This window comes from Microbacterium halotolerans (assembly GCF_003569805.1).
In the GTDB taxonomy this organism is placed as follows: Bacteria; Actinomycetota; Actinomycetes; order Actinomycetales; family Microbacteriaceae; genus Microbacterium; species Microbacterium halotolerans.
This window is the reverse complement of sequence record NZ_KZ984051.1, coordinates 1,320,335-1,345,351: the sequence shown is the minus strand read 5'-3', so window position 1 is coordinate 1,345,351 and position 25,017 is coordinate 1,320,335. Positions and strand designations below refer to the sequence as shown.

Below are 25,017 nucleotides of genomic sequence, written 5' to 3'. Positions count from 1 at the left end.
GGCCGAAGTGCGTGGTGTGTCAGGTGCGCGTCACGCGGCGGCCGAGCAGGATGCCCGCGCCGGTGAGCATGGCGAGGATCCCGAGGACGCCCCACACGGCCGAGACGGTCCCGCCGGTTGCAGGCAACTCGTCGATGCCGTCCGAAGCGTCGGCGCCGCTCTGACCGTCGGTGTCGCCGTCACCGGCGTCCGTCGCGTCACCGTCGGTTCCGGCGCCGTCGGTCGCTTCACCGTCGCCTCCGCCATCGGTTCCGTCACCGTCAGTCCCACCATCGGTCCCGTCACCGTCACCGGGGTCGGTCGGCTCCTCAGCCGCTTCGACCGTCACGGCCGTCTCGGCTGTCGCGGTCGTGCCGTACTCGTCCGTGACGGAGTAGACCAGGGCGTAGTCTCCCGCCGTCGGCGCGACGAGTCGGGCCGAGCCTGCGGACTGCGCAGACGCCATCTCGACCTCGATGAGATCCGTGATGTCGTCCCCGTTCGCATCGATCGCCGAGATCCCCTCCATCTCATCGAACTCCTCGCCCTCGACGACCGTCCTCGCATCCGGAACGCCCATGAACGTCGGCTCGACCGCGGTCACCGTCACGGTGCGCTCGGCCCGCGTCTCGTTGCCGGACCCGTCGACCGCCAGGTACGTGATGGCGTACTCGCCTGGCACCCGCGTGTCGACCTCGCCGGTCACCTCGATCGCGTCCGTGACGTCGCCGTCGATCTCGTCGGTCGCGCTCACGCCTGCCATCGCATCGAACGGCTGGCCCTGCGGCGTCTGCGTCGCCTCGACGCCGGAGAGCACCGGGCCGGTCTCGTCGTCGACCGCGCGGGTCAGCGTCACCTCGTCGACGACCGTTCGGTCCATCGTCTTGTACGTCGTGAGCGTGACCGCCTCCGGCGAGACGTCGACATCCGTGTACTGCGGCTCGTTCGACTGGAACTTCACCGCGGCCTCGGGCGAGTTCTCGTCGATGCCGTAGAACTTGCTGCCCGTCGACGAGTTGCCCGTGACGTAGAGCACCTGCCCCTCTTCGGCTGTGAGGGTCACTCCCGACTGCTCCTGCGCTTCGAGGTCGCCGGCGGGCGAGGTGCCCTCCATCAGATAGCTGCGCGTGTAGCTGTGGTCGTGGCCTGCGAGCACCAGGTCGACGCCCAGCTCACTGAACGCGGGCGACAGTGCCTCACGGCGCTCGATCACATCCTGCTCGAGCGAGTGGAACGCCGCCGAGTACAGCGAATGGTGCATGACGGCGACGATCCAGTCGGCGTTCTCACCCTGCTCCTCGACGACCTCCCGCATGAAGGCGATGTGGTCCTCCTCGTTCTCGCTGCGAGCATTCGAGTTGATGTTCAGGTAGAGCACGCCGTTGTAGATGTGCCAGTAGTCGCCGCCCGCGCGCTCCTCCGCGTCCTCGTAGCCGTGCGTCTCCGACTGATTCGGCGTGAAGAAGTGCGAGTTGTACTGGTCGGACTGATTGTCGTGGTTGCCGATCGTGGGGGCGAAGGGCAGCTGCGTCAGCAGCTCCGGCTCCAGCAGAACCCGGTACTCGTCCTCCGACCGGTGCGAATTGACCTGGTCGCCCCCGCTGACGATCATCGACGCGTCCTTCTCGTGCGCGTCGATCTGATCCAGCGCGGCCGACCAGCGCTCGCCGTCGGCTTCCCAGTTCCCCGACGCGCCGATCTGCGAGTCGGCCAAGAAGACGAAGCTGTGGGTGTCGTCATACGTTCCCGTCCAGAGCTCGTAGGAGCGCGACCACCCGGAATCGTCGCTGCCGACGCGGTACATGTAGCTGGTGTCCTCGTCGAGGGCGTCGAGGACAGCGCGATTGGAGAATCGGCCGTCGCGCGTCGCCTCCGTTGCTGCGTCGATGACGCGGGCATCCGCGACAGGGAACTCCGCCCCGGTGCGCGCGTCCACCGGCGCGATCTGCACCTGGGTGTCGACCTCGCGGTCGGTGTAGAAGGTGAGGTTGCGCTGCGTCTGGTCGATGCCGGGGCTCAGCACGACGTCGGAGATCGCCGCAGGGGCGTCCTTCGCCACCACGGTGAGCGAGAGCAGCTGCATGTAGATGTCGGAGCTGCCGGCGTTGGTGTTGTGCACCTGGACTGCGATCTCGTTGGTCCCGGCCTGAAGGTGCTCCGCCGGCACGCTGAACGAATCGGTGCTCGGTGCCGACTCGTTGTCGCCCGCGTAGACCATATTCCCTTCGCCGTCGTCGATGCGCGCGTCGCGGAAGCCGCCGACCATCTCACCGTTGACGTACACGCGGGCGCCGTCGTCGTAGGCGAGCTCGCCGTTCAGCTGCGTGACCAGCTCGAGGTCGCCCTCCGACAGCTCGAACGAGCCGCGGAAGAACATCGCCTCGACGTTCGACCCGTCCTCCTTGTACTGCGACACCAGCGTGTTCGGAGTGAAGCCGCCGCCGAGATCAGCGATATCTCCGCGCTTCGCACCGAAGCTCGTCGTTCCGGTCTTCCAACCCGAATCGTCGAAGTCCGCCGCGGTCCATGCCGTCTTGTCATCGAGGCCGGCGGCCGGGTCCTCCTCCGTGTCGTGGAAGCGCCATTCGGCGTCCTCCGCCATGACCGACTCGCCGTCGATGTCGACAGGGTCTGGCGTCGTCGGCTCCGTGGGGTCGGTCGGGTCCGGCCTGGTCGGGAGCTCCGGATCCGTCGGCTCCTCGCCGTCGGCGATCGGCTGCAGGGCGACGTCGAAGACGTGCATGATCCCGCGGCTGACCTCGGTCGGCAGGGTGACGCTGCGCACCTTCTTGCTCTCGTCGAGCGGTACGACGGCCGTGCCGTACACGGTCGGCGCCGCGGTGTCGTATCCGCCGTCGAGCTTGTTGCGCTTCGTGAGATCGATCATCCGGATGTTGCCAGGCTCGATGCTGCCGGACGTCCAGTCGGTGAACCGGACGTCGATGTCCTGGGTCGAGCCGTCCGCATACGTCACGGACGCGGTGCCGCGGGAGGGCCCGTTCGTCGCGAGCCCGAGGAAGGAGACTCCGGATGCCTCGATGTCGCCGAACTCGAGGACCTGGCCGCTGGGGATCCAGTGGTCGACCTCGCCTGCGGCCGTGTCCGGCCAGGTGAAGCTGACCCCGGTCTCCCCCATCGGGAGCCGGGTGCCGCCGGTGACGCCCGCATCCTCGAGGTCCTGACGCGACAGGCCGATCCCTCCCGCGTCGAGGCCGCCCATGTTGACGGCTCCGTCGTCGGTGATCCCGACCGAGTTGGGGCTGTCGGTTCCTGCCGGGTACGACGGCGGCGCGTCGTCCGCGCCGGTGCCCCACGTTCCGGGCTCTGCGCTCATCGTGAAGTCGAGCGTCCCGCCGGAGCGGGCGAACTCGGGCGAGAGCCATGACGCGGTCTGCGGGGCTCCGTTCACCGAGAGCGCGGTGGTGTACCTGCGGTCCTCGCCAGCGCCCGGCGCGTCGATCGTGATCGTGCGCTCGGCGCCGACGGGTGAGATCTCGATGTGCTCGAACATGGGGGCGGACACGACGAGGTCGGCCGTGCCCCAGATCGCCGGCATGATGCCGAGGTTCGCCCACACGTACCAGGCGCTCAGCGAGCCGAGGTCGTCGTTGCCGAACAGACCCTCAGGATCGGTGCGGAACAGCTCGTCGGCTGCGCGGTACAGCGTGTCGGTCGTCTTGTGCGGAGCCTGCAGCCAGTTGTAGACCCACGGCAGGCCGAAGCTCGGCTGGTTGGCGAGATAGGCGGTGTCGCTGAACGCGCCTCCGTCGAGGTCGGCCAGCAGTGCGTCGAGATCCGCGGTGGCCGCATCGGTCCCGCCGCGCGCCTCGATCAGCGCCGCCATGTTGTGCGGCACGTTGAAGCCGTACTGCAGCCCTGTGGACTGCTCGAACTGCGCCCCCTGAGTGGTGAGGGAGGTGTTCAGAAAGCCGTTGCGGTTGCGGGCGTCGATGTGCTCGCGGGCGTAGTTGAAGACGTTCTTCCAGTTCTGCGAGCGCGTCGAGAACGTCTCGTACGCCGCCTCGTCACCGAGTCGCTGCGCCAGCTGCGCGATGGCGAAGTCGTTGCTCGTGTACTCCAGGGTGCGCGAGGTCGCCGCGCCGCGCCGGTCGCCGTCGACCCAGCCATGGATGCCGTACATCACGCCGTCGGAACGGGCGGAGTCCGTCATCGGAAGCGTCTGCGTCTCGACCATCGTGGAAAGCGCGGTCTCGCGGTCGTAGTCGGTGGCGCCGAAGTCGTCGGTCGCCGCGACGATGTTCTGCAGCGAGTCGCCGCTCATCTTCGTCTGCACCTGGTTGTAGCTCGGCCAGCTGGTCCATTGTCCCGACTGCTCGACCATGTCGACGATCGACTGGTTGATGTCGCTCGCGCGATCCGGATACACCATCGCCACGAGCTGCGACTGCCCGCGGTAGGTGTCCCAGCCGGAGAAGTTCACGTAGAAGTCGCGCCCTTCCTCGACCGTATGGCTCTCGCCGTCGTAGCCGATGTAGGTGCCGTCGACGTCCTGGAACGTGTTCGGATGCAGCAGTGCGTGGTACAGCGCCGTGTAGAAGGTGATGCGATCGTCGTCGCTGCCCCCTGTCGCGTCGATCGTGCCGAGCGCTTCCTGCCATGTCGACGCTGCGTCGGAGCGCACCTCCTCGAAGGTGAGGTCGGCGGTCTCCTCCTCCGCGTTCGCCCTGGCACCGTCGACCGAGACGTAGCTGAGACCGATCTTCGCCGTCACGTCGGTGCCGTCGGCGAAGCTCACCCAGGCGCCCGCCCCGTGCTTCGACGAGGCATCGGCCGAGGTCCCGCCCGCTTCCAGCCCATCCGGTGTCCAGACGCCGTACGACTCGACGGGCTGGTCGAAGGTGGCGGAGAAGTGCGCGGTGTACTGCCCGCCGCCGTTGCAGACGATGTTCGCGCTGACCGTTCCGCTGAGCTCCCCCGTGTCCGGATCGAAGGCGATGTCGGATGCGTGGATCTCGTTGTTGGACCCTCCCGCCTCGAAGAGCAGGGTGGCGTCCGCGTCGAACGAGTAGCGGCTCACGGCCGTGCGGGTTGTGCTCGTCAGCTCGGCGTCGACGCCGGAGTCGAGTGCAACCGAATAGTATCCGGGCTCTGCCGTCTCATCCTCATGCGAGAACGGCAGGAAGTAGTCGGAGATGTCGCTCGCTGGATTGACGGGGAGCGAATCGTCCGTGAGCTCGCCCGTGAACGGAATGACGGGGAAGTCGAAGCCGCCGTAGTTGGAGCGGCAGCCGGTCCCCGACAGCCGTGTCATGCCGAAGCCGCGAAGCTCGTCCGCCTCGTACTTGTAGCCGCCGAACTGCTCCCCGTTGTCCGACTGGTAGGTCGTCGGGCTCGACTGCACCATGCCGAACGGCACGGTCGCCCCGGGGAAGGTGTTGCCGTAGTGGTCGTTGCCGCGAGAGTTGTTGCTCTCGTCCATCCCGGTTCCGATGAACTGGTCGACCGCGTCGAAGGCCGAGAGCGAGGAGTCCTCGGCAGCGATCGCAGCGGGAGCGGTGGTGACGACGGATGCAGCGGCGAGCGCGCCGATCACACCGGCGGCCACGGCAGCGCGGCGACGGCGCAGCACTGGTTCGGGGGAAGGCATAGGGAATCTCCGAGGGGTCGGGGGCGGAACAGAAGTCAGGGCAGACGCCTGCCGGAACCTCGAACCTAGGTGCCCCACACGACCTTCATAGGAACGCCAGATGAACGGAACGTGACAGCGCTGTCACACGTCACCATGCCAGAATCCCGCCCGCGACGGAACCCCCGTGTCCCCCTCAGCGCGGTATCCGCTTCCTCGTCGGGGCAGCGGGTGCGGCCACAGCGCCCGCTTCCTCTCAGTGCGGTATCCGCGGCATGCGGACATCCGGAACCGCGCGCGAAAACTAGGAGGTCGCGCAGAATCTAGGACGATTCCCCAGCGATCACCCGAGAGATCGCGGATCTTCCTAGGCTCCGCGCGCGCCGCGGAGCAGTTCGCGAATGCTGTGATGGCAAGGCGGACGAAGGAGGCGTGCTTCGCACGTCAGCTGAGGACAACGCCGCCAGCGCAGTGCTCGCGGACCGCTCAGAGGCCGGAGTAGGCGTGGAGTCCGTCGAAGTACATATTCACGATCGTGAAGTTGAAGATCACGGCGACGAAGCCGACGATCGCGAGCCACGCGGAGCGCGTGCCGCGCCAGCCGCGAGTCGCGCGGGCGTGGATGTAGCCGGCATAGAGCACCCAGATGATGAAGGTCCACACTTCCTTCACGTCGAAGCCCCAGTAGCGACCCCAGGCTTCCTGCGCCCAGATCGCGCCGGCGATGAGCGTGAAGGTCCACAGGATGAAGCCGATTATCGCAAGGCGGTACGCGAGACCCTCGAGCGCTTCGGCCGAAGGCAGCGTGCGCAGGAAGCTTCGCTTGGGGCCGTCGCCGTTCTCCGCCGCGACGAGCGCCAGCCGTTCGCGACGCGCCTGCAGCAGCTGCATCACGCTGAGGCCGAAAGCGAGCGCGAGGAACGCTGTGCTGAGCGATGCCACGAAGACATGGATGACCAGCCACACCGACTTCAGCGGATCCATCAGGGGCACGATCGCGACGTAGAAGGTCGACGAGGCGCCCAGCAGCACGACGACGAGACCGGTCATGAACGTGCCGAGGAAACGCAGGTCCTTCCAGAACTGCACGCCGAGGTACACCGCCATGATCAGGAGGGTGCCCGTCATGGCGAACTCCCACATGTTCGACCAGGGCACCCGCTCAGCAGCGATGCCCCGCAGCAGGGTGCCACCGAGGTGCATGAGGAAGCCGAGCGCGGTGAGAGCCGTGCCGACGCGGCTGAACACCCGGCGCGGGGCCTTCGCAGCCCCGACGGGAGCCGCGCTCGAGTCGGCCGCGTGCGAGACGACGTCGACGGACGACGCCGAGGCGGCGCTCAGTGCCCCGATCTTCTCGCGCTGACGCGAATGTGCAGCGTCGTGCTGCTCGATCGACTCCTGTGATCGCTTCGAGAGGTCGACCGCGTAGGCGATGAAGGCGAGCGTGTAGATCGCGATCGCGGTCCACACGAGAATCACAGAGTACGTGTCGAGGGAGGCGACGTCGGGCATGTGCAGAAGCCTACGCCTCGGCGCCTGCGTCTGAGCAGGGAACGTCACACGCAGATGGGCGACCCTCGAGACGCGGCAGAATCACGGACACGCTGCATCTCCTCCCGGATGCTGCAGTGCCTCGACGATTCTGCCGCGGCTCAGCGCACTCGCAGACGAAGCGAACGACGCGTGACTCTCGGCGATATCGCCGCTGTGTCAGCGCCCGGAGCCCGCGGCGTCGCCCCGCCGCGGTCCGTCCGACGCATCATCCGGCGTCTCCGGCGCGGCAGCCTCCTTCGGAGCATCCGATGCCTCGTCCGGCACAGCAGCCCCATCCGGCTCGACTGTCTCCCGCGCGCCATCCGGCTCGGCCGGCTCGGCCGCCGCATCCGGCTCCTTCGGCGTGACGCCGAGGCCGACGAGGTGCTTCTCCGCCATCTGATCGACCGCAGCGGCCAGCGTCGGGTCCTCGCCGCGGGCGAGGCCTGCGTACTCCAGCTCGACGCCGTCTTCGGTCTCGACGGCCTTGACCCACATGCGCCGGCGCGGCACGAACAGTGCCGTGAGCAGGCCGAGCACAGCGAGCACGGCGAAGACGAGCACCCATACCGCTGAGGCGTCATGATGCACCTGCAGTGAGGCGAACCGCTTGACAGACTCGGTCGAGCCCAGCGCGGAGTCGGTGCCCTCCGGCGTCTCATCCTCGAACGTGATGGTCCCCATGCCGTCTGGCAGGTCGGCCGTGTCGCCCGGCGCGAGTTCGATCGATTCCACGCCGGTGTCGCCGCCCGTGAGCCGGTCCATGCCGGTCGGGTCGAGCGCGTACACATTGCGAGGCGTTCCGTCGTCGATGCCGAGATCGCCTGCATACACGTCGAGGGTGAGCAGCGGGTTGAGCAGATCGCCGTACTGCGAGGCGTACGCACCCGTATCCAGCTCTGCGACGGTCGGATAGAAGAAGCCGACGAGGCCCAGCTGCTCCGGCAGTCCGTCTGCGACCTTGACGACTCCCTGCGACGTCATCTGCGCATCGCCCGAAGGGAGAAAGGCCACAGAATCGTGGTAGATGATCTCGTCGTCGACGTCACGGATCGTGATCGTCGGGGCGTAGCCGTTGCCCAGCAGATAGATGCTGTCGCCGCCGATCGTCAGCGGGCTGTTCACCTTCACGACGCCGGATGTCTCGTCCCCACCAGGGCGACGGATCGTGACGTTGGCCGCGAAGTCGCCCGCCTGGCTCATCGCGTTGCTGCCGGGAGGCTGGTAGGTGACGTCGAAGCTGTCGAGCGTCATCGCGTACGGTTCGAGCGCGTCCTCCGCGACCGCCTGTCCGCGGTTCATCGACGAGTAGTCGAGCAGCGTGTTCACGAAGGTGGTGCCCTCGACGACGACCCGCTGTCCGGTGTACTTGAAGGCGCCGCCGATACCGACGGCGACGAGCACGCCGACGAGCGCCGCGTGGAAGACGAGGTTCCCGGTCTCGCGCAGATAGCCTCGCTCGGCCGACACGCTCCTGGTCGCGGGGCGCTTGCCCCGGGCCGGGGAGTCGTAGCGCTCGATCCTGTAGCCGGCGCCGCGCAGCTGCTTGGCCGCGGCGTCGATCGCCTCCTCTGCATCGACATCCGCCGTCTCCGAGCGGAAGTCGGCAAGTCGGCCGAGCCGCGCCGGCGTGCGCGGCGGGCGCGAGCGCAGCGCCTTCAGATGGTGCTTCGTGCGAGGCAGGATGCAGCCGATCAGCGAAACGAACAGCAGGATGTAGATCGCCGAGAACCATGGCGAGTGGTACACGTCGAACATCGAGATGCTGTCGAGGAACCCGAAGATGTCCGGATGATCGCTCTGATACTGCGTGACGCCATTCGGATCTGCTGAGCGCTGCGGGAACAGCGAACCTGGCACGGCCGCGACGGCGAGCAGGAGCAGGAGCACCAGCGCGGTCCGCATGCTGGTGAGCTGGCGCCACGCCCAGCGCGCCCAGCCGACGATGCCCAATGCGGGAGAGACGGCGCCGGATGGCTCGGAGGCGCCGGATGCCGAGAGGTCGGCCGAATCGAAATGGTCGCTGGGCCGACGGGGGTCGGACGAGTCGGGGTTCATCTTCGACTGGTCAGCCGCTTTCGACCCTTCGCCATCCGGAGTCGCCTTCTCCGCGTCGTCAGAGGATGGTCGGGACACTGGCGAACACCCCCTGCAGGTGGAGCATGAGCATGGTCCACACGCCGCTGACCATCAGCACACCGAGCGCGACCAGGAGCGCGCCGCCGATGATGTTGATCGCTCGCACGTGGCGCCGGAGGAATCCGACAGATCGCGACGCCCAGCCGAAGCCGAGGGCGAGCAGCACGAAGGGAATGCCGAGGCCGAGCGAGTAGACCAGACCGAGCAGCCCGGCACGCAGGCCGTCTTCGGTGTTGTAGGCGACGGCGAAGATCGCCGCGAGCGTCGGACCGATGCATGGCGCCCAGCCGAGACCGAGCGCGATGCCGAGCAACGGGGCACCGACGAGGCCGATGTTGCCCCTGATCTGCGGCCGTGCGATTCGCTGCGCGAAGCCGAACAGACCGAGGAACACCAGGCCGAGTGCGATCACGACGACGCCGAGGACGCGTGTGACGAGGTCGCCGTACTGCAGGTTGAACTGGCTCATGGCGCCGCCTGCCACTCCGCCGAGCACGATCACCGTGACGAACACGAGAGTGAAGCCTGCGATGAACAGCAGCACCCCTCCGACCAACCGACCCCGCGACGGGGCATCGGTGGCACTGTCGCTTGGCAGCACCGACACCTGGTTCTTCGGCGCGACGGTGCCGGCGATGAAGCCGAGATAGCCGGGCACGAGCGGAAGGATGCACGGCGAGAGGAACGACAGCAGTCCGGCCAGCAGCGCGACGGGCAGCGCCAGCCACAGTGCGCCGTCGAAGACGAGGGTTCCCGCGTCCATCAGGCGGTCTCCGATCCCGATCGGCGCATCACGACTGCTCTTCGAGGGTGTCGCCGACGAGGGTCGAGAGCACACTAGGGCCGGCGAGCTGGCCGATGATGCGTGCAGCGATGCGGCCCTCCCGGTCGAGGACCAGCGTCGTGGGGGTCGCCTGGATCGGTGTCTCGGCCGCGAAGGCGAGCTTCACCGCACCGGTGTTCACGTCGATGATGCTCGGATAGCTCACGTCGTTGTCCCGTGCGAAGCTCGCGGCCGTCGCGGCCTGGTTGTAGGTGTTCACGCCGATGAACTGCACGTCATCGTCCTGGTACTCCTGCCAGACCTGTTCGAGATCCGGTGCCTCCGCGATGCACGGCCCGCATTCGGCGTACCAGAAGTTGACGACGGTGACGTCTCCCGCGGTATCCGCGCTGGAGAGCTCATCGCCGTGCTCGGTCTCCCCCGACCATTCGACCGGCTCGCCGCGCTGGTCGATCGGGACCTCCTCGACACGGAAGTCGCCGGCGATGTAGCCCTTGTTCTCGCCGCTGAGGTACTGATCGGCGACCGGGTCGGAGGAGCATCCGGCGAGCACGGTGCCGACGACGAGCGCAGCCGCGACGGCGGCAATCCGGAGGCGACGAGTCACGCCGTCATCCTACGAGTGCAGGTTCGGTGCGACCTGGGTGCCCGGTGAGCCCGCTCGGCGAAGGACGCTGGTTCGCGAAAGCGGATCAGACCGCGCCCACGTCGACGGCACCGCTGGTGGCCGCGGGCTCGGCGTAGTCGACCTCGTGCCATGTCCTGCGGCCGCGCTCGAACGACGTCACGCTCGAAAGTGCGCATCGGCGGGTGCGCGGGTCGTGCGGCAGCTTCTCCCCGGCGACGGCGAGGTGCGTGATCCAGATCGGCGCCTGGTGCGACACGATCACGGCATCGCCGTCCGGCGTGCTCAGCCACAGGTCGTCGAGCGCCTCGCGCATCCGGTCGGCGATCTGCCGGTACGGCTCACCCCAGCTGGGAACGGACGGACGGATGAGCTTGGGCCAGTTGAGCGGGTTGAGCACGGCGGTGCGCATGACCTTGCCTGCGAAGGCGTTCCACGGCTCGATGACCCTCTCATCCGGAGTCGCCGTGAGGCCGAACGCACGCTCGAAGGGTTCGGCGGACTCCGCGGTGCGCTGCAGCGGAGAGCGCACCAGTGCCGTCACGTCCCGGCCGAGGGCGGTGACGTGGTCGGCCGCGGCCTGAGCCATCCGGCGCCCGTCTTCGCTGAGCCCGTAGCCGGGGATCCTTTCGTACAGGACCCGGTCGGGGTTGTGCACCTCGCCGTGCCGCACGAGATGGAGTCGCTTCGCCGTCACCTGCCCCAGTGTATGGTCCGGATGATCAGAGGGCGTCTCCTACGCTCGAGGCATGAAGCCTCTCGCATTCGTCGGAGACGCCGTCGCCGTGGTGGCATTCGCCGCCGTCGGCATGATGCAGCACCACGGCGGCTTCTCGGCCGTCGGCCTGGCAGAGGTGGCGTGGCCGTTCCTCTCGGCGCTCGTGGTCGGCTGGGTCGTCTCGCTCGCGTGGCGGGCCCCGTCGAGACCGGTGCGCACAGGCCTTCCTGTCTGGGCCGTGACGGTCGGCGGCGGCCTGCTGCTGCGGGCTGCGACGGGCGGAGGCACCGCCGCAGCGTTCGTCATCGTCGCGGCGCTGACGCTGCTCGTCCTCCTGATGGGCTGGCGCCTCATCGCTGCGGGGGTTCGCACCACCCGCCGCGGCCGCACCAAGGCACGCTGAGATTCTCGCCCGGCACACAACCCGCGCACCATCGAGATGCGCCGCCATGGTCATCCTCACGGACCACAGCGGCGCATCCCGGCAGCAGGGTCGAGCCCCGGCCGTGTCAGTCCGCGCGGAGCTCGATCCCGCCGGCGGACACCCGCGCGTCGATGACGTTCTCCGACCGGCTGGAGACCTCCAGGTCGTGCGTCTCGATGTCGCCGGCTGACACGTCCTGCCGCAGGTCGTACGGCACGTCGGGGAGGGTCACATCCGCGCCGCCCGCGCTCACTTCGAGGCGGACGATCTCCGGTGCCTCACCCGTCAGGCTCGCCTGAAGGTCCCCCGCCGAGACGTCGACTCGGAGGGCGCGCACGTCGGCGAGCTCGAGGATGGCCTGTCCAGCACCGATCTCTCCCTCGACGCTCTCCGCCGTGCCCTCGATCTCGACCGACCCCGCGCCCATGTCGAACGCCACCTCGCCGAACTCGCCCGTGGCGAGCACATCACCCGCCCCGGTGTCGATGTCGAGATCGACCCCGGCGATGCTCTCCGGCAGCGTCAGCGTGGCACGACGGTCGGCGCCCCAGCCCGAACCGAACCAGCTCCAGTCGCCCCAGCCGATGCCGTCGGCGTGCCGACGCACCACGAGGGTGTCGCCCTTGCGCTCGAAGCGCCACTCCGTGTTCGTTCCGGTGGCTTCCAGCTCGGCTCGGCTGACGTCGTCGAAACGCACCCGCATGCTGCCGAAGGAGTGGTCGATGTCGACATCGGTGACACCGGCCACGCTCGCGTCGAGGGAGATCGTTCCATCGGCACCGGGGTCCTGTGCCTGCGCCACGTACAGCGTGTCGCTCACAGCGCTGAAGGCGGCTCCGGTTCCCGCGAACAGGAGCGCTCCTGCCCCGATCACGGTCGCGGTGATCGCGACCGCTCGGGTGCCGAGACGCGCCGCGTCGCTCTGCCCCGGCGCGGGAGCTCCCGCGCCGGCCGGCTGACCCGGCCCTGTCGGAGCATCCGGCGGCACCGACCCTCCGGCGCCCGCCTGCCGCCCCGGCTCGGATGTCGCCGCGCCCGCGGGCGGCAGATCACCAGCGGGCTGCTCCGTTCCCTTGGCGTCCTGGCCTCCGGGAACCGATCCCGGAGCTCCGCCGACCGTTCCGCTGTTCTGCTGGTTCTCGCCGTCTGCCGGCGGTGGCGTGAGATTCGTCATGAGTTCGTTCCCGTCTGGTGCGGTTCTCCGGCTCGCGGTGCCTGCGGTGCCACGGGGGCCGGCTCCCCCATGGCCTCTATGTGTGCGAGCACCGCCAGCACGCGGCGGTTGCCCTGGTCGTCCTGATCCAGGTCGAGCTTCTGGAAGATCGACGTGATGTGCTTCTCGACCGCGCCTGCGCTGATGAACAGCACCTTCGAGATGCCCGCGTTGTTCTTGCCCTCCGCGATCAGTGAGAGCACGGTGCGCTCGCGCTCGGTGAGTCGCTGCATCTTCTCGTCGCGCGAACGCCTGGTCAGCAGCTGCGCCACGACCTCCGGGTCGAGCACGGTCGCCCCTTCGGCGATCCGATCGATCGACTCGAGGAACTCTGCCACGTCGGTGACCCTGTCTTTGAGCAGGTACCCGACGGCCCCGCCGTGCTGCGCGATCAGATCGCTCGCGTACCGCTCCTCGACATACTGCGAGAAGACGAGCACAGCGAGGCTCGGGTCGCGCCGACGCAGCTCAAGAGCCGCCCGGATGCCCTCATCGCGGAACGTCGGAGGGAGGCGGACGTCGACGATGCACAGGTCGGGCACCGTACGAGCAACCGCTGCGGTGACGTCCGTCGCGTCCGCCAGCGCGGCGACGACCTCGTGGCCGGCGTCGGCGAGCAGCCGCGTGAGCCCCTCGCGGAGCAGAACGGAGTCTTCGACGATCAGAATGCGCATGGCACGCTCACTTCCAGCGATGTCGGCCCCCCGTTGGGGCTCTCCAGCCGGGCGGTTCCGCCCAGCGCCGTGATCCGGCTCCGGATGCCGTCAAGGCCTCCACCCGGAACGATGCGGGCGCCGCCCACGCCGTTGTCCTCGATCCTCGCCCACAGCTGTCCGACATCCGGACGCGAGCGGACGACCACGCGGCAGTCGGTTGCACGGGAGTGCTTGGCCGCATTGGTCAGGCTCTCCGCGATCGCGAAGTACATCGCGGCCTGCTCGTCGCGGCCCGGATTTCCCTCGACGCGCACGTCGAGGTGCACGGGGATGTGCGAGCGGCCGGCGAGCGCCGACAGCGCGGCGTCGAGGCCGCGGTCATCGAGCACGGATGCGTGGATGCCTCTGGCCAGCTGGCGCAGTTCCGTGATCGCCGCCTTCGTGGAGGTGTGAGCCTCCGCGACGAGGCCCTTCGCCTGATCCGGGTCCGATTCGATCTTCGTCTGCGCGAGCCCGAGGGTCATGCCGACGGAGACGAGCCTTGGCTGCACGCCGTCGTGCAGGTCGCGCTCGATGCGGGTGCGCTCCAGCTCCCCCGCCCTGATCGCGTCGGCGCGCTGGCTGGCGGCGCTGTACGCCTGGGCCGTCGCCTGCTCTGCCCGGTAGGACGCCTCCCGCGCCTGCGCCGCCAGCTGCGCCTCGCGCATCGGTGCGACGATCACACGCGACATCGCCCCGTGCAGCACAGCCACGCCGTACAGCGCTGCGAGGCTGACGATTGCGATGACCGCCGTGGCGACGAAGCTGAACGGCTGGTCGAAGTCGATCCCGAACGCCCGCACGGCGCCGCCCCAGAGCGGGGCGAAGGAGACGGTGAGCGCCCAGACGAAGGTCATTGCGAACGACCACACGACGTAGCCGAGCACCGTGCCGATCGCGAGATGCGCGATCGCCCGCCACGTGCCGCCGTCGATGAACTGGAGCCACACGGTGTGCAGGAATCCCGGGAACCCCTGCTTCGGCGATCGCCGCGGCAGCAGCGTCGGCAAGCCGAAGCGGTACAGACCCTCGACGCGTGCGGTCTCCAGGAACGCCGCACCGTAGAGCAGGTAGACGAACGCGAGCAGCAGCACGAGACCGACCAGTGCGATCGCCAGGCCGACTCCGATGCCGAGCAGGGTGCCGAGCGTGATGAATACGGCCAGGCCGTAGCCGGCCAGCAGCGCCATGTGGCAGATGGCCTGCAGCGCCGTCAGCGGCCCGGCGATCGAGCGCCTTCTCGGCGGTGAGGCCGTGGCGGACGCCGCCGAGGCCTGGAGCGGCGTCACCGGATGGGTGGCCCCGGTGGGCACGGATGTCGTGGTCATACATCTAAGGTATGGACCAGGAGGCCGACGCACATCGGGGCGTGCCGGTCAGTTGTCGGTGGGGATATCCCGACGACGAGTGTCAGCGTGCTCGACGTCCGGCCACGGACTCCGTGATGATCAGCGTTCCCACGAGCGCCGCACCGAGCAGAGCCCAGAGGATCGGGCCGGCCGGATCGGTCGGAGCCAGCAGCGTCCCGTGTCCGTCGGCGCCGCCTGAGCCGCCCTGCCACGGCCACAGCGCGCGCAGCGAACCGAGCATCAGCCCGAGCATCACCAGCAGCGTGCCGAATCGGTGAGTGGAGAGCAGGTATGTGATTCCGCGCACAACGGTGAGCAGACCGATCACGGCGCCGAGCGCGAACACGCCGATGTACCCGAGATCCCGGCTGTCCACGGCCTCGAGCGTCGGGTGGTACAGACCGACCGCGAGCAGGAAGAACGATCCCGAGACGCCGGGGACGACCAGCGCGCAGACCGCGACAGCCGCGGCGAGCAGCACGAACCACCACTGCGGGTGCTCGATGTCGGAGTTCGAAGCGAACCCGACGAGCACGAACGAGACGACCGCGGAGACGATGACCGCCAGCGCACCGACGACGACGCGGCCCGCCCTCCAGCCGCCTGCGGGGATCATCCGGATCGGTACCACCAGGCTCACCGCGACGAGACCGAAGAACAGCCCGCGCGCGTTCTCGGGGTGGGCCTCGACCAGCGCGGAGACGGGGCCTGCGGCGAACAGCACCGCGGCCGCCATGCCGGCGAGCGCGGGAACGACGAGCCACCACTCCACCTCGCGCATGTTCGTGCGGAAGCCCTCGGTGCGCGACGGGCCGCGCACCAGTGCCTTCACAGCGCGGCCCAGCGCGGTCACCGACAGCAGCGCCCGCTCGTACACTCCGAGCACCAGCGCGAGCGTGCCGCCGGAGACGCCGGGTACGAGCTCGGCCAGCCCGACCAGGAAACCCCGGACGATGTTGATGGGAGTGTGAACCGGCTTCGCTGGACGGGTCAGCGTGGTGTGTGCAGTCATCAGCCTCAGTCTCGATTCGGGCGTGCGGCATCGGACGACCGCACGTCGAGAACGAGGGTATCGAGCGCGCCCGGGAGAACGGCGGATGCGGGGGATGCCGGGGCGCGTGCATCGCGGGACCGAGGAGGGAGGCATGCGTCCGCGGTCAGCGCAGCAGGCCCGAGGATAGACTGGTGCGATCCCGTTTCTACCAGGAGGAACATCCGTGCTCCGCACTCATGACGCCGGCTCGCTCAGGGCCTCGCACATCGGCCAGACCGTCACCCTTTCGGGGTGGGTGGATCGCCGACGCGACCACGGCGGCGTCGCCTTCATCGACCTTCGCGACGCGTCGGGCATCGCCCAGGTGGTCATCCGGGACGAAGAGGTCGCGCACCCGCTGCGCAGCGAGTTCGTGCTCAAGGTCACCGGCGAGGTCTCGGCCCGCCCCGACGGCAACGCGAACGCCAACCTGCCCACCGGCGACATCGAGGTCATCGCCACCGACGTCGAGGTGCTCAACGAGTCGGCACCGCTGCCGTTCCAGGTCTCGACCGCGCTCGACGGCCAGGAGACGGTCGGCGAAGAAGCGCGCCTGAAGCACCGCTACCTCGACCTGCGCCGCCCGGGCCCCGCAGCGGCCATGCGACTCCGTTCCAGGGCCAACCAGACCGCCCGCCGCGTGCTCGACGAGCACGACTTCGTCGAGATCGAGACCCCGACGCTGACGCGCTCCACCCCCGAGGGCGCCCGCGACTTCCTGGTCCCAGCGCGATTGAACCCCGGATCGTGGTACGCCCTGCCGCAGTCGCCGCAGCTGTTCAAACAGCTGCTGATGGTGGCGGGCATGGAGCGCTACTACCAGCTGGCCCGCAGCTATCGCGACGAGGACTTCCGCGCCGACCGGCAGCCGGAGTTCACACAGCTCGACATCGAGATGAGCTTCGTCGACCAGGAGGACGTCATCGCGCTCGGCGAGCAGCTCGCCACGGCGCTGTGGCAGCTGATCGATGTGGAGATTCCGACTCCGATCGAACGGATCACGTTCGCCGACGCGATGCGCCTGTACGGCTCGGATAAGCCCGACCTGCGGTTCGGCAACGCGATCGTCGAGCTGCGAGAGTACTTCTCCGACACCCCGTTCCGGGTCTTCCAGTCGGAGTACGTCGGATCCGTGGTGATGCCTGGCGGCGCGTCGTTGCCCCGCCGCCAGTTCGACGCGTGGCAGGACTGGGCGCGCTCGCGCGGGGCCAAGGGCCTGGCCTACGTCACGGTCGCCGAGGACGGCACGCTGGGCGGGCCCGTCGCCAAGAACCTCTCGGATTCCGAGCGCGAGGGCCTCGCCGAGGTCACCGGCGCTCAGCCGGGCGACGCGGTGTTCTTCGCCGCAGGCTCCACAGGGGAAGCGCGCGCGCTTCTCGGCGCCGCTCGCGTCGAGATCGCTCACCGCACGGGGCAGATCGCCGAGGGCGACTGGGCATTCGTATGGGTCGTCGATGCACCGATGTTCAAGCCCACGGGTGAGGACGACGACGTCGACCTCGGCCATTCGGCGTGGACGGCCGTGCATCACGCGTTCACATCGCCCAAGCCCGAGTACCTCGACACGTTCGACACCGACCCGGGAGAGGCGCTCGCCTACGCGTACGACCTGGTCTGCAACGGCAACGAGATCGGCGGCGGCTCCATCCGCATCCACCGCCGCGACATCCAGGAGCGCGTCTTCGATGTGATGGGCATCGGCGAGGCCGAAGCGCAGGAGAAGTTCGGCTTCCTGCTCGACGCGTTCGCATTCGGCGCCCCGCCGCACGGGGGCATCGCGCTCGGCTGGGATCGCGTCGTCTCCCTGCTCGCCGGCGCCGACTCGATCCGCGAGGTGATCGCGTTCCCGAAGACCGGCAACGGCTTCGACCCGCTCACCGCCGCTCCCGCCCCGATCACCGCGGAGCAGCGCGCCGAGGCCGGCGTCGACGCCGATCCGGACGAAGAGTAGCCCTCGACACGTCGGGGGGTCGCCACCGCGACTTCCGCCCTTCTCCGCGAGTGCCTCCGCAACGGCGCAGGCACTCGCGGCTCGCATGCACTCCGCACGTGCAGCCGACGGCCCAGCTCAGGTGGTGGCGCGGCTCAGCTCTCTTCGCCGGTCACCTCATCTCCACCAGCCGCCTCGTCGGCCGCCGCGACCTCGGCGTACTGGGCCGAGAGCATCCGGTACTGCCTCGTCATGAACGCGGCGAGCGCGAGTGCGACGGCGACCAGACCGGTGAAGAGGAACACCAGCGCGATGCCGCGCACCGTGCCGTCGCCGAGCAGCCAGCCCCACGTGCCGCGCCCGGCGTCGGTGCGCATGTACGGGATGACCCAGAACTCGGCGAGCGGGGAGATCAGGAAGGCCGTGATCGGAGCCGCCGCCGCTTCGAACGTCATCGCGAAGCCGAACACGCGCCCCTGCTGACGGAACGGCACGACTCGCTGGATGACGGTCTGCTCCGCCGCCTCGATGGCGGGCATCGTCACCATGAACAGCAGGATGCCCACGCCGTACAGCCACCACCACTCCCGCAGCGCGAAGGTGCCGCCGAGCACACCGACGAGCGCGGCCAGCGCGAGCATGGTGCGAATCGGATTGCGCCCGAGCCCGAACTTCGCCACCAGCGCACCGCCGATGAGGAAGCCGGTCGAAGCGATCGCGAGCGCAATGCCCCACAGCTTCGCACCGCCGAACACCTCGAGCCCGTACGGGTCCATCAGGGCCATGTAGACACCGCCGACGAGGTTGTTCAGCGTCGTGAACAGCACGAGCGCAACGAGACCGGGCGCTGACCTGACGGCGCGCCAACCGCCCCGGATGTCGACCAGCCGCGTGCCGCCATCGCCGTGCACGATGACGGGCTCCGGAATCCGCAGCAGCATCAGGTGGACGAGCGTCAGCCCGATGAACACCACGGCGATCAGAATCGTGAAGCCCATGCCGATGAAGCCGATCGCGAGCCCGCTCAGCGCACTGGTGACGATGAACGCCAGTCCCTGCGCTGTGCCGACCAGACCATTCGCATTCGCCCGCCGCGGACCCGGCACGAGCAGCGACACGGTCGTGGACAGCGCGATGTTGCGCAGCTGCTCGACGACCGCGCCGGTGAGCATGATCGCGGCGAACAGCCAGAACCACGGCGCTGTCAGATCGAGAAGGGCGGCCTCGGGCAGCGTGAGATACATCGCACCGGTGACGGCGAACATCACGAACGTGCCCGCCGTGGCCCACAGCATGACCGAATGCTTGCGGAAGCGATCGACGAGCGTGCCGAAGAACATGCTGAACACGGCGACGAGCAGCATATATGCGCCGCCGATCACGCCGGTCGCCAGGACCGACTTCGTCTCGAGGTACACCCAGAACGTCAGCGCGAACCACAGGAAGCTCGTAGTCACATTGGCGAGCGCCGTGTTCAGCAGAATGTGCAGGAACGTGCGCATACCGCCGGGCGGCGGCTCCGGTGATTCCTCGCTCGCCGCGTCGTCCGCGCCCCGGTGCGCACCGCCCGGATCGAGCGCCTCGTCTGCCATGATCACAGAGTAGGACGAGCCTGCGACATTCGGGAGTCCCTCACACCGGGTTCGCCGCAGCGACGAGTGCCGCCTGGCGCCTCACGCGTGCGCCCTGCGCCGCGAGCGCCGACGACGCGGCGTTCGGTGCGTTCGCGCGCGTCTCAGATCTCGTAGTCGACGACGGCTCGCTGGCCGCGGAAAGTCCCGATGAACGACGCGGCCTCGACATGGGCGGGGTGGGTGGCGTAGGCCTTCACGGCTTCGAGGTCGTCCATGTCGGCGATGATCGCGAAGTCGTAGTTGCCCTCGCCCAGCTCGTCGGTGTGCACCGCGATCGAGCGGAGACCAGGCACCTGCCCCACGAGCGGCGCGAGCCTCACCGCCGCCTCCGCGACCAGCGCATCTTTCTCGGCCTGCTTCTCGTCGACGACCGTGAACAGCGCAAGGTGACGGATCATGAGGGTCCTCCGGATGTCTGGGCGGTGGCACCCATCGTACGTGCGGTCGTGTCAGCCGATGAGCGCGGCGCGCAGCCGCTCCGGTGAAACGCGCCAGTGTCCGTGCAGCTCGCCGTCGATGAGCACGACGGGGATCTTCTCCCACCACCGTGCGTGCAGCTCATCATCGTCGATGATCGATCGCTCGGTCACCGTGATGCCATCGGCGACTGCGTCGGGCAGATCGGCGATGGTGTGCTCGACGACGTCCCGAGCCACATCGCAGAGATGACAGTCCGGCTTGCTGATGATGGTGACCTCGGTCACCGCTCGACCTCGTAGCCGGCCGAGATCCACGCATCCGTGCCGCCCGCGACGTTCGTCGCCTCGTAGCCGTGCGGCTCGAGCGCCTGGGCGACCTGAGCGGAGCGCCCTCCGAGATGGCAGATGACGTCGAACTCCCGGGGCAGTTCGTCGACTCGCTGTGCGATCTGCGACATCGGCACGTTGATCGCGCCGGGAACATGCCCCGCGACGAACTCGTGCTCCTCCCGCACGTCGATGAGAGGTGTGTTCTCGCGCGCCTTCAGTTCGGCAACCGTGATCTCCTGCATGCCCCTATTGTCCTCCCCGAGCGCCGCTCCGGTGCCGAAAATCGACTTGAGATCGCGATGCGAGGTCGATTGACGGCCCCAAGCCCCCGCCGAGCACCGGATTGAGCGAGGACGGAGAGCGCCCGCGCTCGCAGGACGAGCGATTGACGGTCGCAGGGCGAAGCCCGAGCACCGGAGCGGCGGGAGACGGTCTACATCAGCTCTGCGGTTGCGTAGACCTCTCCGTCCATCGGTGCGTAGACGACCGCGTGGGTGTAGTCGGCGGTATCCCCCATCGCGTCGAAGCTCTGCTCCGCGTCGCCCGTGAGCTCGCCGAGGTCCAGACCGGCCTCCACCGCCATCTGGTCGTCGCCCTCCGCCAGGTACAGGTGCAGGCTCTCGCCGTCGGACGAGAAGTCCGTGAGCGTCACCTCGCCGTCTGCGACCGTCACGGATCCCGCCACCATCATGTCGCCGGCGAACGCTCCGCTGCGCGCCTCGCCCATCGACTCGTCGTCCATAGACTCGTCGTCCATGGATTCGTCGTCCATCTCGTCCCCCGAATCCATCGACTCCCCATCCATCTGCTCGCTGGACGGTGCGCCGTCCATCTCCTCGTCGTCCATCGACTCGTCGGCACCGGCGCAGGCCGCCAGCAGCACGGAGAGTCCGAGCAGTGCCGTTCCCATCATGACCGTCTTACGCATCCGGATCACTCCTCTCGTTGCGCTGCGTTTCGCAGCTCATCCCCAGAGAACCAACAGTCGCAACCGGTGACCCCACATCTTTCAGAGCCGTAAGGAACCGATGCACGAGCGCGCGCGGGGTTAGCCTCGGATCATGGAGAGCGCACCGCGGGTCATGGTGGTCGAAGACGACCCGACCGTGCGAACCGTCGTCGGCGACTACCTGCGGGTATCCGGGCTCGACGTCTCACTGCACTCCGACGGACTCAGCGCCCAGCGCGCCCTGCACAGAGAGCTGCCGGACGCGCTCGTCGTCGATCGGATGCTCCCCGGCGTCAGCGGTGACGAACTCACCCGCGACGTGCGCGCCCGGTCCGACCTGCCCATCCTGATGCTCACCGCTCTCGGCGCCGTCGACGACCGCATCGAAGGCCTCGAACACGGAGCTGACGACTATCTCGCGAAGCCCTTCGCCATGCGCGAGCTGCAGCTGCGGGTGCAGGCGCTGCTGCGCCGGCGCAGCGCCGCCGACCCCGTCGCCGTGTTCACAGCGGGTGACTTCCGAGTCGATCCCGCCCACCGCCGCGTCTGGGTCGCTGGGCGCGAGCTCGCCCTCACCACGCGCGAATACGAGCTCTTCCTGTATCTCGCCCGCCACCCCGACCGTCCGCTCACCCGCGACGAGATCCTGCGCGACGTGTGGCAGTGGAGCGCGGGCGACGCGGCGACGGTCACAGTGCACGTACGCCGTCTGCGCGAGAAGATCGAACCGGATCCACGGTTCCCCGTGTTCCTGCGCACGGAGTGGGGCAGAGGGTACCGCTTCACTCCGCTCGGCGATGGAACGCCGGATGACCCCGCAGCACGAGCCGACCGAGGGGATGCGCCATTGACGAGATGATGCTCACGCCCGGCGACCTCGCCACGATCGCACTGACGACCCTCGCGTGCACCGTCGTCGCGATGGCGCTCGCGCTGATCGCGCTGCGGATCAACCGCCGAGGCTCGATCGCCTCGCAGTTCACGATCGTGGTGGCCGCGGCGATCCTCGCCATCGTGGGGTCCACCGTCGCGATCGTCGCCGAGATGTTCTTCTCGACGCACGACTTCGCGGTGCTGATCTGGGTGATCGGGATGTCGGCCGTCGTGAGCCTGACGGCCGCCTGGTTCATCATCCGGCGCACCGCCAGGGCGTCCAGCGCCGCTCTCGTGGAGAAGGCGCAGCGAGTGGGCGACGGCGCCGTCGTGCACGACGCCCGGCCCGGATGGCGGGAGTTCGACGACGTGTCGGCCCAGCTCGCCGACGCATCGGAGAGACTGGCCGCCGCACGCGCGGAGATCGCGAGCCTCGACGCATCCAGGCGGCAGTTCTTCGCCTGGATCTCGCACGACCTGCGCACACCCTTGGCGGGCATCAGGGCGATCACCGAGGCGCTCGAGGACGGCATGGTCGACGATCCGGTCGAGTCTGTGCGGATCATCCGGAGCAGAGTCGACACTGTGAACCGGATGGTCGACGACCTGTTCCAGCTCTCCAAGCTCGAAAGCGGCACGATGCGACTCAACCGTGAGGCGGTCGTGCTGCTCGACCTCGTCTCCGACGCCGTCGTCGACGTGCAGGCGGATGCGGCGGCCAGGAGCATCCGGATCCGACAGAGCGGCATCGAGTCGCACCTGGTCTGGGCGGACCCGCGCGAGCTGACCCGCGCGATCGGGAACCTTCTCACCAACGGCGTGCGGCATGCGCCGACAGGGTCGGAGATCGTGGTCTCGGCCCACACACTGAGCGATGAGCGACTCGTGATCAGCGTGCTCGATCACGGCAGCGGCATGGCCAGCGAGGACCTCGGTCGGATGTTCGACGTCGGCTGGCGCGCGAACACCGCACGCTCCGCGGAGCAGGAGGCGGCAGGCGCAGGCCTCGGCCTGGCTATCGTGCGGGGAATCGTCGAGGCACACGGCGGTGAAGTCGGTGCCGAGAACCTCACCGACGGATTCCGGATGACGCTGGTGCTGCCCGCGACCGTCCCCGAATGACGACAAGTGCTCCCCAAGTTCGAGGATCCACCCATCGTCATTCAGAGCCCCCTCAGCTCGCCTGCACGACGATGCTGTGCCATCCGGTCGCACCGTTCGGCGCGGGCGGGGCCTGGGCGTCGGTCTGCCGCTCGCCTTCGGCGCTCGTCGCTCGGCAGCGGATCGTGTGGTTGCCTGGCTCCGCCGTCCACGGCAGCGACCACTGCACCCACGTGTCGTCGGAGATCGCTGTCGCCAATGTCGCGTCGTGCCACGGCCCGTCGTCGATCTGCACCTCGACCCCGGCCACGCCGGTGTGCGGCTGCCATGCGATGCCCGCGATCACCTGCTCCCCCGCCGCGACGTCGCGCTCGCGCGGCACGTCGATGCGGGACTGCAGCTTGATCGGTCCGCGCTCCGACCAGCCGCGATCCGTCCAATAGGCGCGAGCGCTGTCGAAGCGCGTCACCTCGAGTTCGACGACCCACTTCGTCGCCGACACGTAGCCGTACAGGCCCGGCACGACCATCCGGACGGGGAAGCCGTGCTCCAGAGGAAGCGGCTCGCCGTTCATGCCGACGGCCAGCAGCGCGTCGCGGTCGTCGGTGAGCGCCTCGAGCGGCGTGCCTGCGGTGAAACCGTCGTGCGAACGGGAGAGCACCATGTCCGCCTCGGGCAGCGGCACTGCGCGCGCGAGCAGCTCCCGGATGGGATGCCCCAGCCACACGGCGTTGCCGACGAGCGAGCCGCCGACCTGGTTCGACACGCATGAGAGCGTGACGGCGCTTTCCGAGAGCGGGAGGGCGAGCAGTTCGTCCCAGGTGATGGTGATCTCGTTCTCGACGAGACCGTGGATGCGCAGCGACCACGCGGCCGGGTCGACCTCCGGCACCACGATGGCAGTGTCGATACGGTAGAAGTCGGCATTGGGTGTGACGGCCTTGGCAAGCCCGTCGATGTCCAGCTCTGCGGCATCCGGGATCGTGGCCGTCGCCTGCGCCGAGGGAAGCGTGACTGCGTCGCGCAGCGTCTTCACGGCTTGGCCGCCCGCACGGATGCCCGTGGCCACCGCCGTGCCGATCGCACCGACGACGGCGGCTGCGGCGCTGCCGATGAGGAAGCCGCGGCGCGACAGCGGATCGCCCGTCTCGCCGGCCGGATGGGGCGGCAGCAGCAGCCCGAGTGTCACGAAGGCGAGCGCGCCGGCGACGAGCGACGGCGCCCAGAACAGTTCGGGAGCATTGACCCGGGTGGCTGCGGCCGCGATGCCCGCGACGCCGAGGAGTGCGACGATCGATCGGCCGAGGAAGGGTATGCGCCGCTCGACGAGGCCCGCCACCGCGCCGACCAGGAGCAGCACGATCGCGATGCCGACGAGAAGCGCGTTCTTGTCGTTGGTGTAGAACAGCGCGATCGCGAGGTCCTTGGCCCACGCGGGCGCAAGGTCGACGGCGACCGCTCCGATCGCGCCGAACGGGCTCGCCTCGCTGGCGAACAGCGCGGCGATCAGCTCGCCGACGCCGGCCGCCGCGACGACCGACACGAGCCCTGCGACCACGGCTCGTCCGCTCGCTGCGCGTACGCGCCCGACCTCAGGCGCCGCCTCTGGCGCATCCGGTGCCTCCTGCACGCCGCTCTCCGTGTCGCTCATGCCCCCGAACGTACCCCGCCCGCTCCGCGGCGGCTCAAACCTTACAGCCTC

At 68.7% G+C, this 25,017-nt stretch carries 20 protein-coding genes; 4 read left to right on the top strand and 16 right to left on the bottom strand.

Annotation, left to right across the window (positions count from 1 at the left end; translation table 11 throughout):
- Positions 1-19 precede the first annotated feature (19 nt).
- The 6 genes from DZG09_RS06015 to DZG09_RS05990 all read right to left on the bottom strand — a co-directional run bounded on the left by DZG09_RS06015 (position 20) and on the right by DZG09_RS05990 (position 11,344).
- The gene (locus DZG09_RS06015) at positions 20-5,587 is read right to left on the bottom strand and encodes a GH92 family glycosyl hydrolase (RefSeq protein ID WP_119696720.1); all 5,568 of its coding nucleotides are present in this window, start codon (positions 5,585-5,587) and stop codon (positions 20-22) included.
- A 465-nt stretch (positions 5,588-6,052) separates the two neighbouring features.
- Entirely contained in the window at positions 6,053-7,078 is a 1,026-nt protein-coding gene (gene ccsB, locus DZG09_RS06010; RefSeq protein WP_119696719.1) for a c-type cytochrome biogenesis protein CcsB, read from the bottom strand.
- 198 nt (positions 7,079-7,276) lie between these two features.
- The gene (resB, locus tag DZG09_RS06005) at positions 7,277-9,157 is read right to left on the bottom strand and encodes a cytochrome c biogenesis protein ResB (RefSeq protein WP_119696718.1); all 1,881 of its coding nucleotides are present in this window, start codon (positions 9,155-9,157) and stop codon (positions 7,277-7,279) included.
- A 58-nt stretch (positions 9,158-9,215) separates the two neighbouring features.
- The gene (locus DZG09_RS06000) at positions 9,216-10,001 is read right to left on the bottom strand and encodes a cytochrome c biogenesis CcdA family protein (RefSeq protein WP_119696717.1); all 786 of its coding nucleotides are present in this window, start codon (positions 9,999-10,001) and stop codon (positions 9,216-9,218) included.
- 28 nt (positions 10,002-10,029) lie between these two features.
- The gene (locus tag DZG09_RS05995) at positions 10,030-10,629 is read right to left on the bottom strand and encodes a TlpA disulfide reductase family protein (protein ID WP_119696716.1); all 600 of its coding nucleotides are present in this window, start codon (positions 10,627-10,629) and stop codon (positions 10,030-10,032) included.
- 85 nt (positions 10,630-10,714) lie between these two features.
- On the bottom strand, positions 10,715-11,344 hold the full coding sequence (locus tag DZG09_RS05990; RefSeq protein WP_119696715.1) for a histidine phosphatase family protein: 630 nt from the start codon (positions 11,342-11,344) through the stop codon (positions 10,715-10,717).
- Between the two features lie 52 nt (positions 11,345-11,396).
- On the opposite strand from DZG09_RS05990, the gene DZG09_RS05985 reads away from it, so the two are divergent.
- A complete protein-coding gene (locus tag DZG09_RS05985) occupies positions 11,397-11,768 on the top strand; it encodes a DUF3054 domain-containing protein (protein WP_119696714.1) in 372 nt (123 codons plus the stop codon).
- Positions 11,769-11,874: 106 nt separating this feature from the next.
- On the opposite strand, the gene DZG09_RS05980 is transcribed toward DZG09_RS05985, so the two are convergent.
- The 4 genes from DZG09_RS05980 to DZG09_RS05965 all read right to left on the bottom strand — a co-directional run bounded on the left by DZG09_RS05980 (position 11,875) and on the right by DZG09_RS05965 (position 16,058).
- Positions 11,875-12,963: a hypothetical protein gene (locus DZG09_RS05980; RefSeq protein ID WP_119696713.1), complete on the bottom strand. Its 1,089-nt coding sequence runs from the start codon at positions 12,961-12,963 to the stop codon at positions 11,875-11,877.
- Positions 12,960-13,676 (bottom strand): response regulator, encoded by a 717-nt coding sequence (locus DZG09_RS05975; RefSeq protein WP_119696712.1) that lies wholly within the window; start codon positions 13,674-13,676, stop codon positions 12,960-12,962. The genes DZG09_RS05980 and DZG09_RS05975 overlap by 4 nt, the downstream gene beginning before the upstream one ends.
- A complete protein-coding gene (locus tag DZG09_RS05970; protein WP_119696711.1) occupies positions 13,664-15,025 on the bottom strand; it encodes a sensor histidine kinase in 1,362 nt (453 codons plus the stop codon). The genes DZG09_RS05975 and DZG09_RS05970 overlap by 13 nt, the downstream gene beginning before the upstream one ends.
- Positions 15,026-15,107: 82 nt before the next feature.
- Positions 15,108-16,058, bottom strand: coding sequence for a DUF368 domain-containing protein (locus DZG09_RS05965; protein ID WP_119696710.1), 951 nt, complete (start codon positions 16,056-16,058; stop codon positions 15,108-15,110).
- 205 nt (positions 16,059-16,263) lie between these two features.
- On the opposite strand from DZG09_RS05965, the gene aspS reads away from it, so the two are divergent.
- Entirely contained in the window at positions 16,264-18,030 is a 1,767-nt protein-coding gene (gene aspS / locus DZG09_RS05960; RefSeq protein ID WP_119696709.1) for an aspartate--tRNA ligase, read from the top strand.
- A gap of 134 nt (positions 18,031-18,164) precedes the next feature.
- On the opposite strand, the gene DZG09_RS05955 is transcribed toward aspS, so the two are convergent.
- From DZG09_RS05955 to DZG09_RS05935, 5 genes are all read right to left on the bottom strand, one after another.
- Entirely contained in the window at positions 18,165-19,511 is a 1,347-nt protein-coding gene (locus tag DZG09_RS05955; protein WP_119697421.1) for an MFS transporter, read from the bottom strand.
- A 233-nt stretch (positions 19,512-19,744) separates the two neighbouring features.
- Positions 19,745-20,041, bottom strand: coding sequence for a Dabb family protein (locus tag DZG09_RS05950; protein ID WP_119696708.1), 297 nt, complete (start codon positions 20,039-20,041; stop codon positions 19,745-19,747).
- 51 nt (positions 20,042-20,092) lie between these two features.
- Positions 20,093-20,347 (bottom strand): glutaredoxin family protein, encoded by a 255-nt coding sequence (locus DZG09_RS05945; protein WP_119696707.1) that lies wholly within the window; start codon positions 20,345-20,347, stop codon positions 20,093-20,095.
- Positions 20,344-20,634: a rhodanese-like domain-containing protein gene (locus tag DZG09_RS05940; RefSeq protein WP_119696706.1), complete on the bottom strand. Its 291-nt coding sequence runs from the start codon at positions 20,632-20,634 to the stop codon at positions 20,344-20,346. Before DZG09_RS05940 ends, DZG09_RS05945 begins: the two co-directional genes overlap by 4 nt.
- Before the next feature lie 191 nt (positions 20,635-20,825).
- On the bottom strand, positions 20,826-21,320 hold the full coding sequence (locus DZG09_RS05935; RefSeq protein ID WP_162893179.1) for a hypothetical protein: 495 nt from the start codon (positions 21,318-21,320) through the stop codon (positions 20,826-20,828).
- Between the two features lie 133 nt (positions 21,321-21,453).
- Between DZG09_RS05935 and DZG09_RS05930 the strand changes: the two genes are divergently transcribed.
- Both DZG09_RS05930 and DZG09_RS05925 read left to right on the top strand, forming a co-directional pair.
- On the top strand, positions 21,454-22,200 hold the full coding sequence (locus tag DZG09_RS05930; protein ID WP_119696704.1) for a response regulator transcription factor: 747 nt from the start codon (positions 21,454-21,456) through the stop codon (positions 22,198-22,200).
- On the top strand, positions 22,197-23,336 hold the full coding sequence (locus tag DZG09_RS05925) for a sensor histidine kinase (RefSeq protein WP_205529075.1): 1,140 nt from the start codon (positions 22,197-22,199) through the stop codon (positions 23,334-23,336). Before DZG09_RS05930 ends, DZG09_RS05925 begins: the two co-directional genes overlap by 4 nt.
- Before the next feature lie 52 nt (positions 23,337-23,388).
- On the opposite strand, the gene DZG09_RS05920 is transcribed toward DZG09_RS05925, so the two are convergent.
- A complete protein-coding gene (locus DZG09_RS05920; RefSeq protein ID WP_119696703.1) occupies positions 23,389-24,966 on the bottom strand; it encodes a molybdopterin-dependent oxidoreductase in 1,578 nt (525 codons plus the stop codon).
- Between the last annotated feature and the right edge of the window lie 51 nt (positions 24,967-25,017).

What these genes read in the sequence shown, in the direction of transcription:
- DZG09_RS06000 (WP_119696717.1), bottom strand. Translation starts at nt 10,001, where the DNA reads ATGGACGCGGGAACCCTCGTCTTCGACGGCGCACTGTGGCTGGCGCTG.
- DZG09_RS05930 (WP_119696704.1), top strand. Translation starts at nt 21,454, where the DNA reads ATGGAGAGCGCACCGCGGGTCATGGTGGTCGAAGACGACCCGACCGTG.
- DZG09_RS05920 (WP_119696703.1), bottom strand. Translation starts at nt 24,966, where the DNA reads ATGAGCGACACGGAGAGCGGCGTGCAGGAGGCACCGGATGCGCCAGAG.
- DZG09_RS05965 (WP_119696710.1), bottom strand. Translation starts at nt 16,058, where the DNA reads ATGACTGCACACACCACGCTGACCCGTCCAGCGAAGCCGGTTCACACT.
- DZG09_RS05935 (WP_162893179.1), bottom strand. Translation starts at nt 21,320, where the DNA reads ATGCGTAAGACGGTCATGATGGGAACGGCACTGCTCGGACTCTCCGTG.
- DZG09_RS05970 (WP_119696711.1), bottom strand. Translation starts at nt 15,025, where the DNA reads ATGACCACGACATCCGTGCCCACCGGGGCCACCCATCCGGTGACGCCG.
- DZG09_RS05925 (WP_205529075.1), top strand. Translation starts at nt 22,197, where the DNA reads ATGATGCTCACGCCCGGCGACCTCGCCACGATCGCACTGACGACCCTC.
- DZG09_RS05940 (WP_119696706.1), bottom strand. Translation starts at nt 20,634, where the DNA reads ATGCAGGAGATCACGGTTGCCGAACTGAAGGCGCGCGAGAACACACCT.
- DZG09_RS05950 (WP_119696708.1), bottom strand. Translation starts at nt 20,041, where the DNA reads ATGATCCGTCACCTTGCGCTGTTCACGGTCGTCGACGAGAAGCAGGCC.
- DZG09_RS05975 (WP_119696712.1), bottom strand. Translation starts at nt 13,676, where the DNA reads ATGCGCATTCTGATCGTCGAAGACTCCGTTCTGCTCCGCGAGGGGCTC.
- ccsB (WP_119696719.1), bottom strand. Translation starts at nt 7,078, where the DNA reads ATGCCCGACGTCGCCTCCCTCGACACGTACTCTGTGATTCTCGTGTGG.
- DZG09_RS05985 (WP_119696714.1), top strand. Translation starts at nt 11,397, where the DNA reads ATGAAGCCTCTCGCATTCGTCGGAGACGCCGTCGCCGTGGTGGCATTC.
- DZG09_RS05955 (WP_119697421.1), bottom strand. Translation starts at nt 19,511, where the DNA reads ATGCGCACGTTCCTGCACATTCTGCTGAACACGGCGCTCGCCAATGTG.
- resB (WP_119696718.1), bottom strand. Translation starts at nt 9,157, where the DNA reads ATGAACCCCGACTCGTCCGACCCCCGTCGGCCCAGCGACCATTTCGAT.
- DZG09_RS05980 (WP_119696713.1), bottom strand. Translation starts at nt 12,963, where the DNA reads ATGACGAATCTCACGCCACCGCCGGCAGACGGCGAGAACCAGCAGAAC.
- DZG09_RS06015 (WP_119696720.1), bottom strand. Translation starts at nt 5,587, where the DNA reads ATGCCTTCCCCCGAACCAGTGCTGCGCCGTCGCCGCGCTGCCGTGGCC.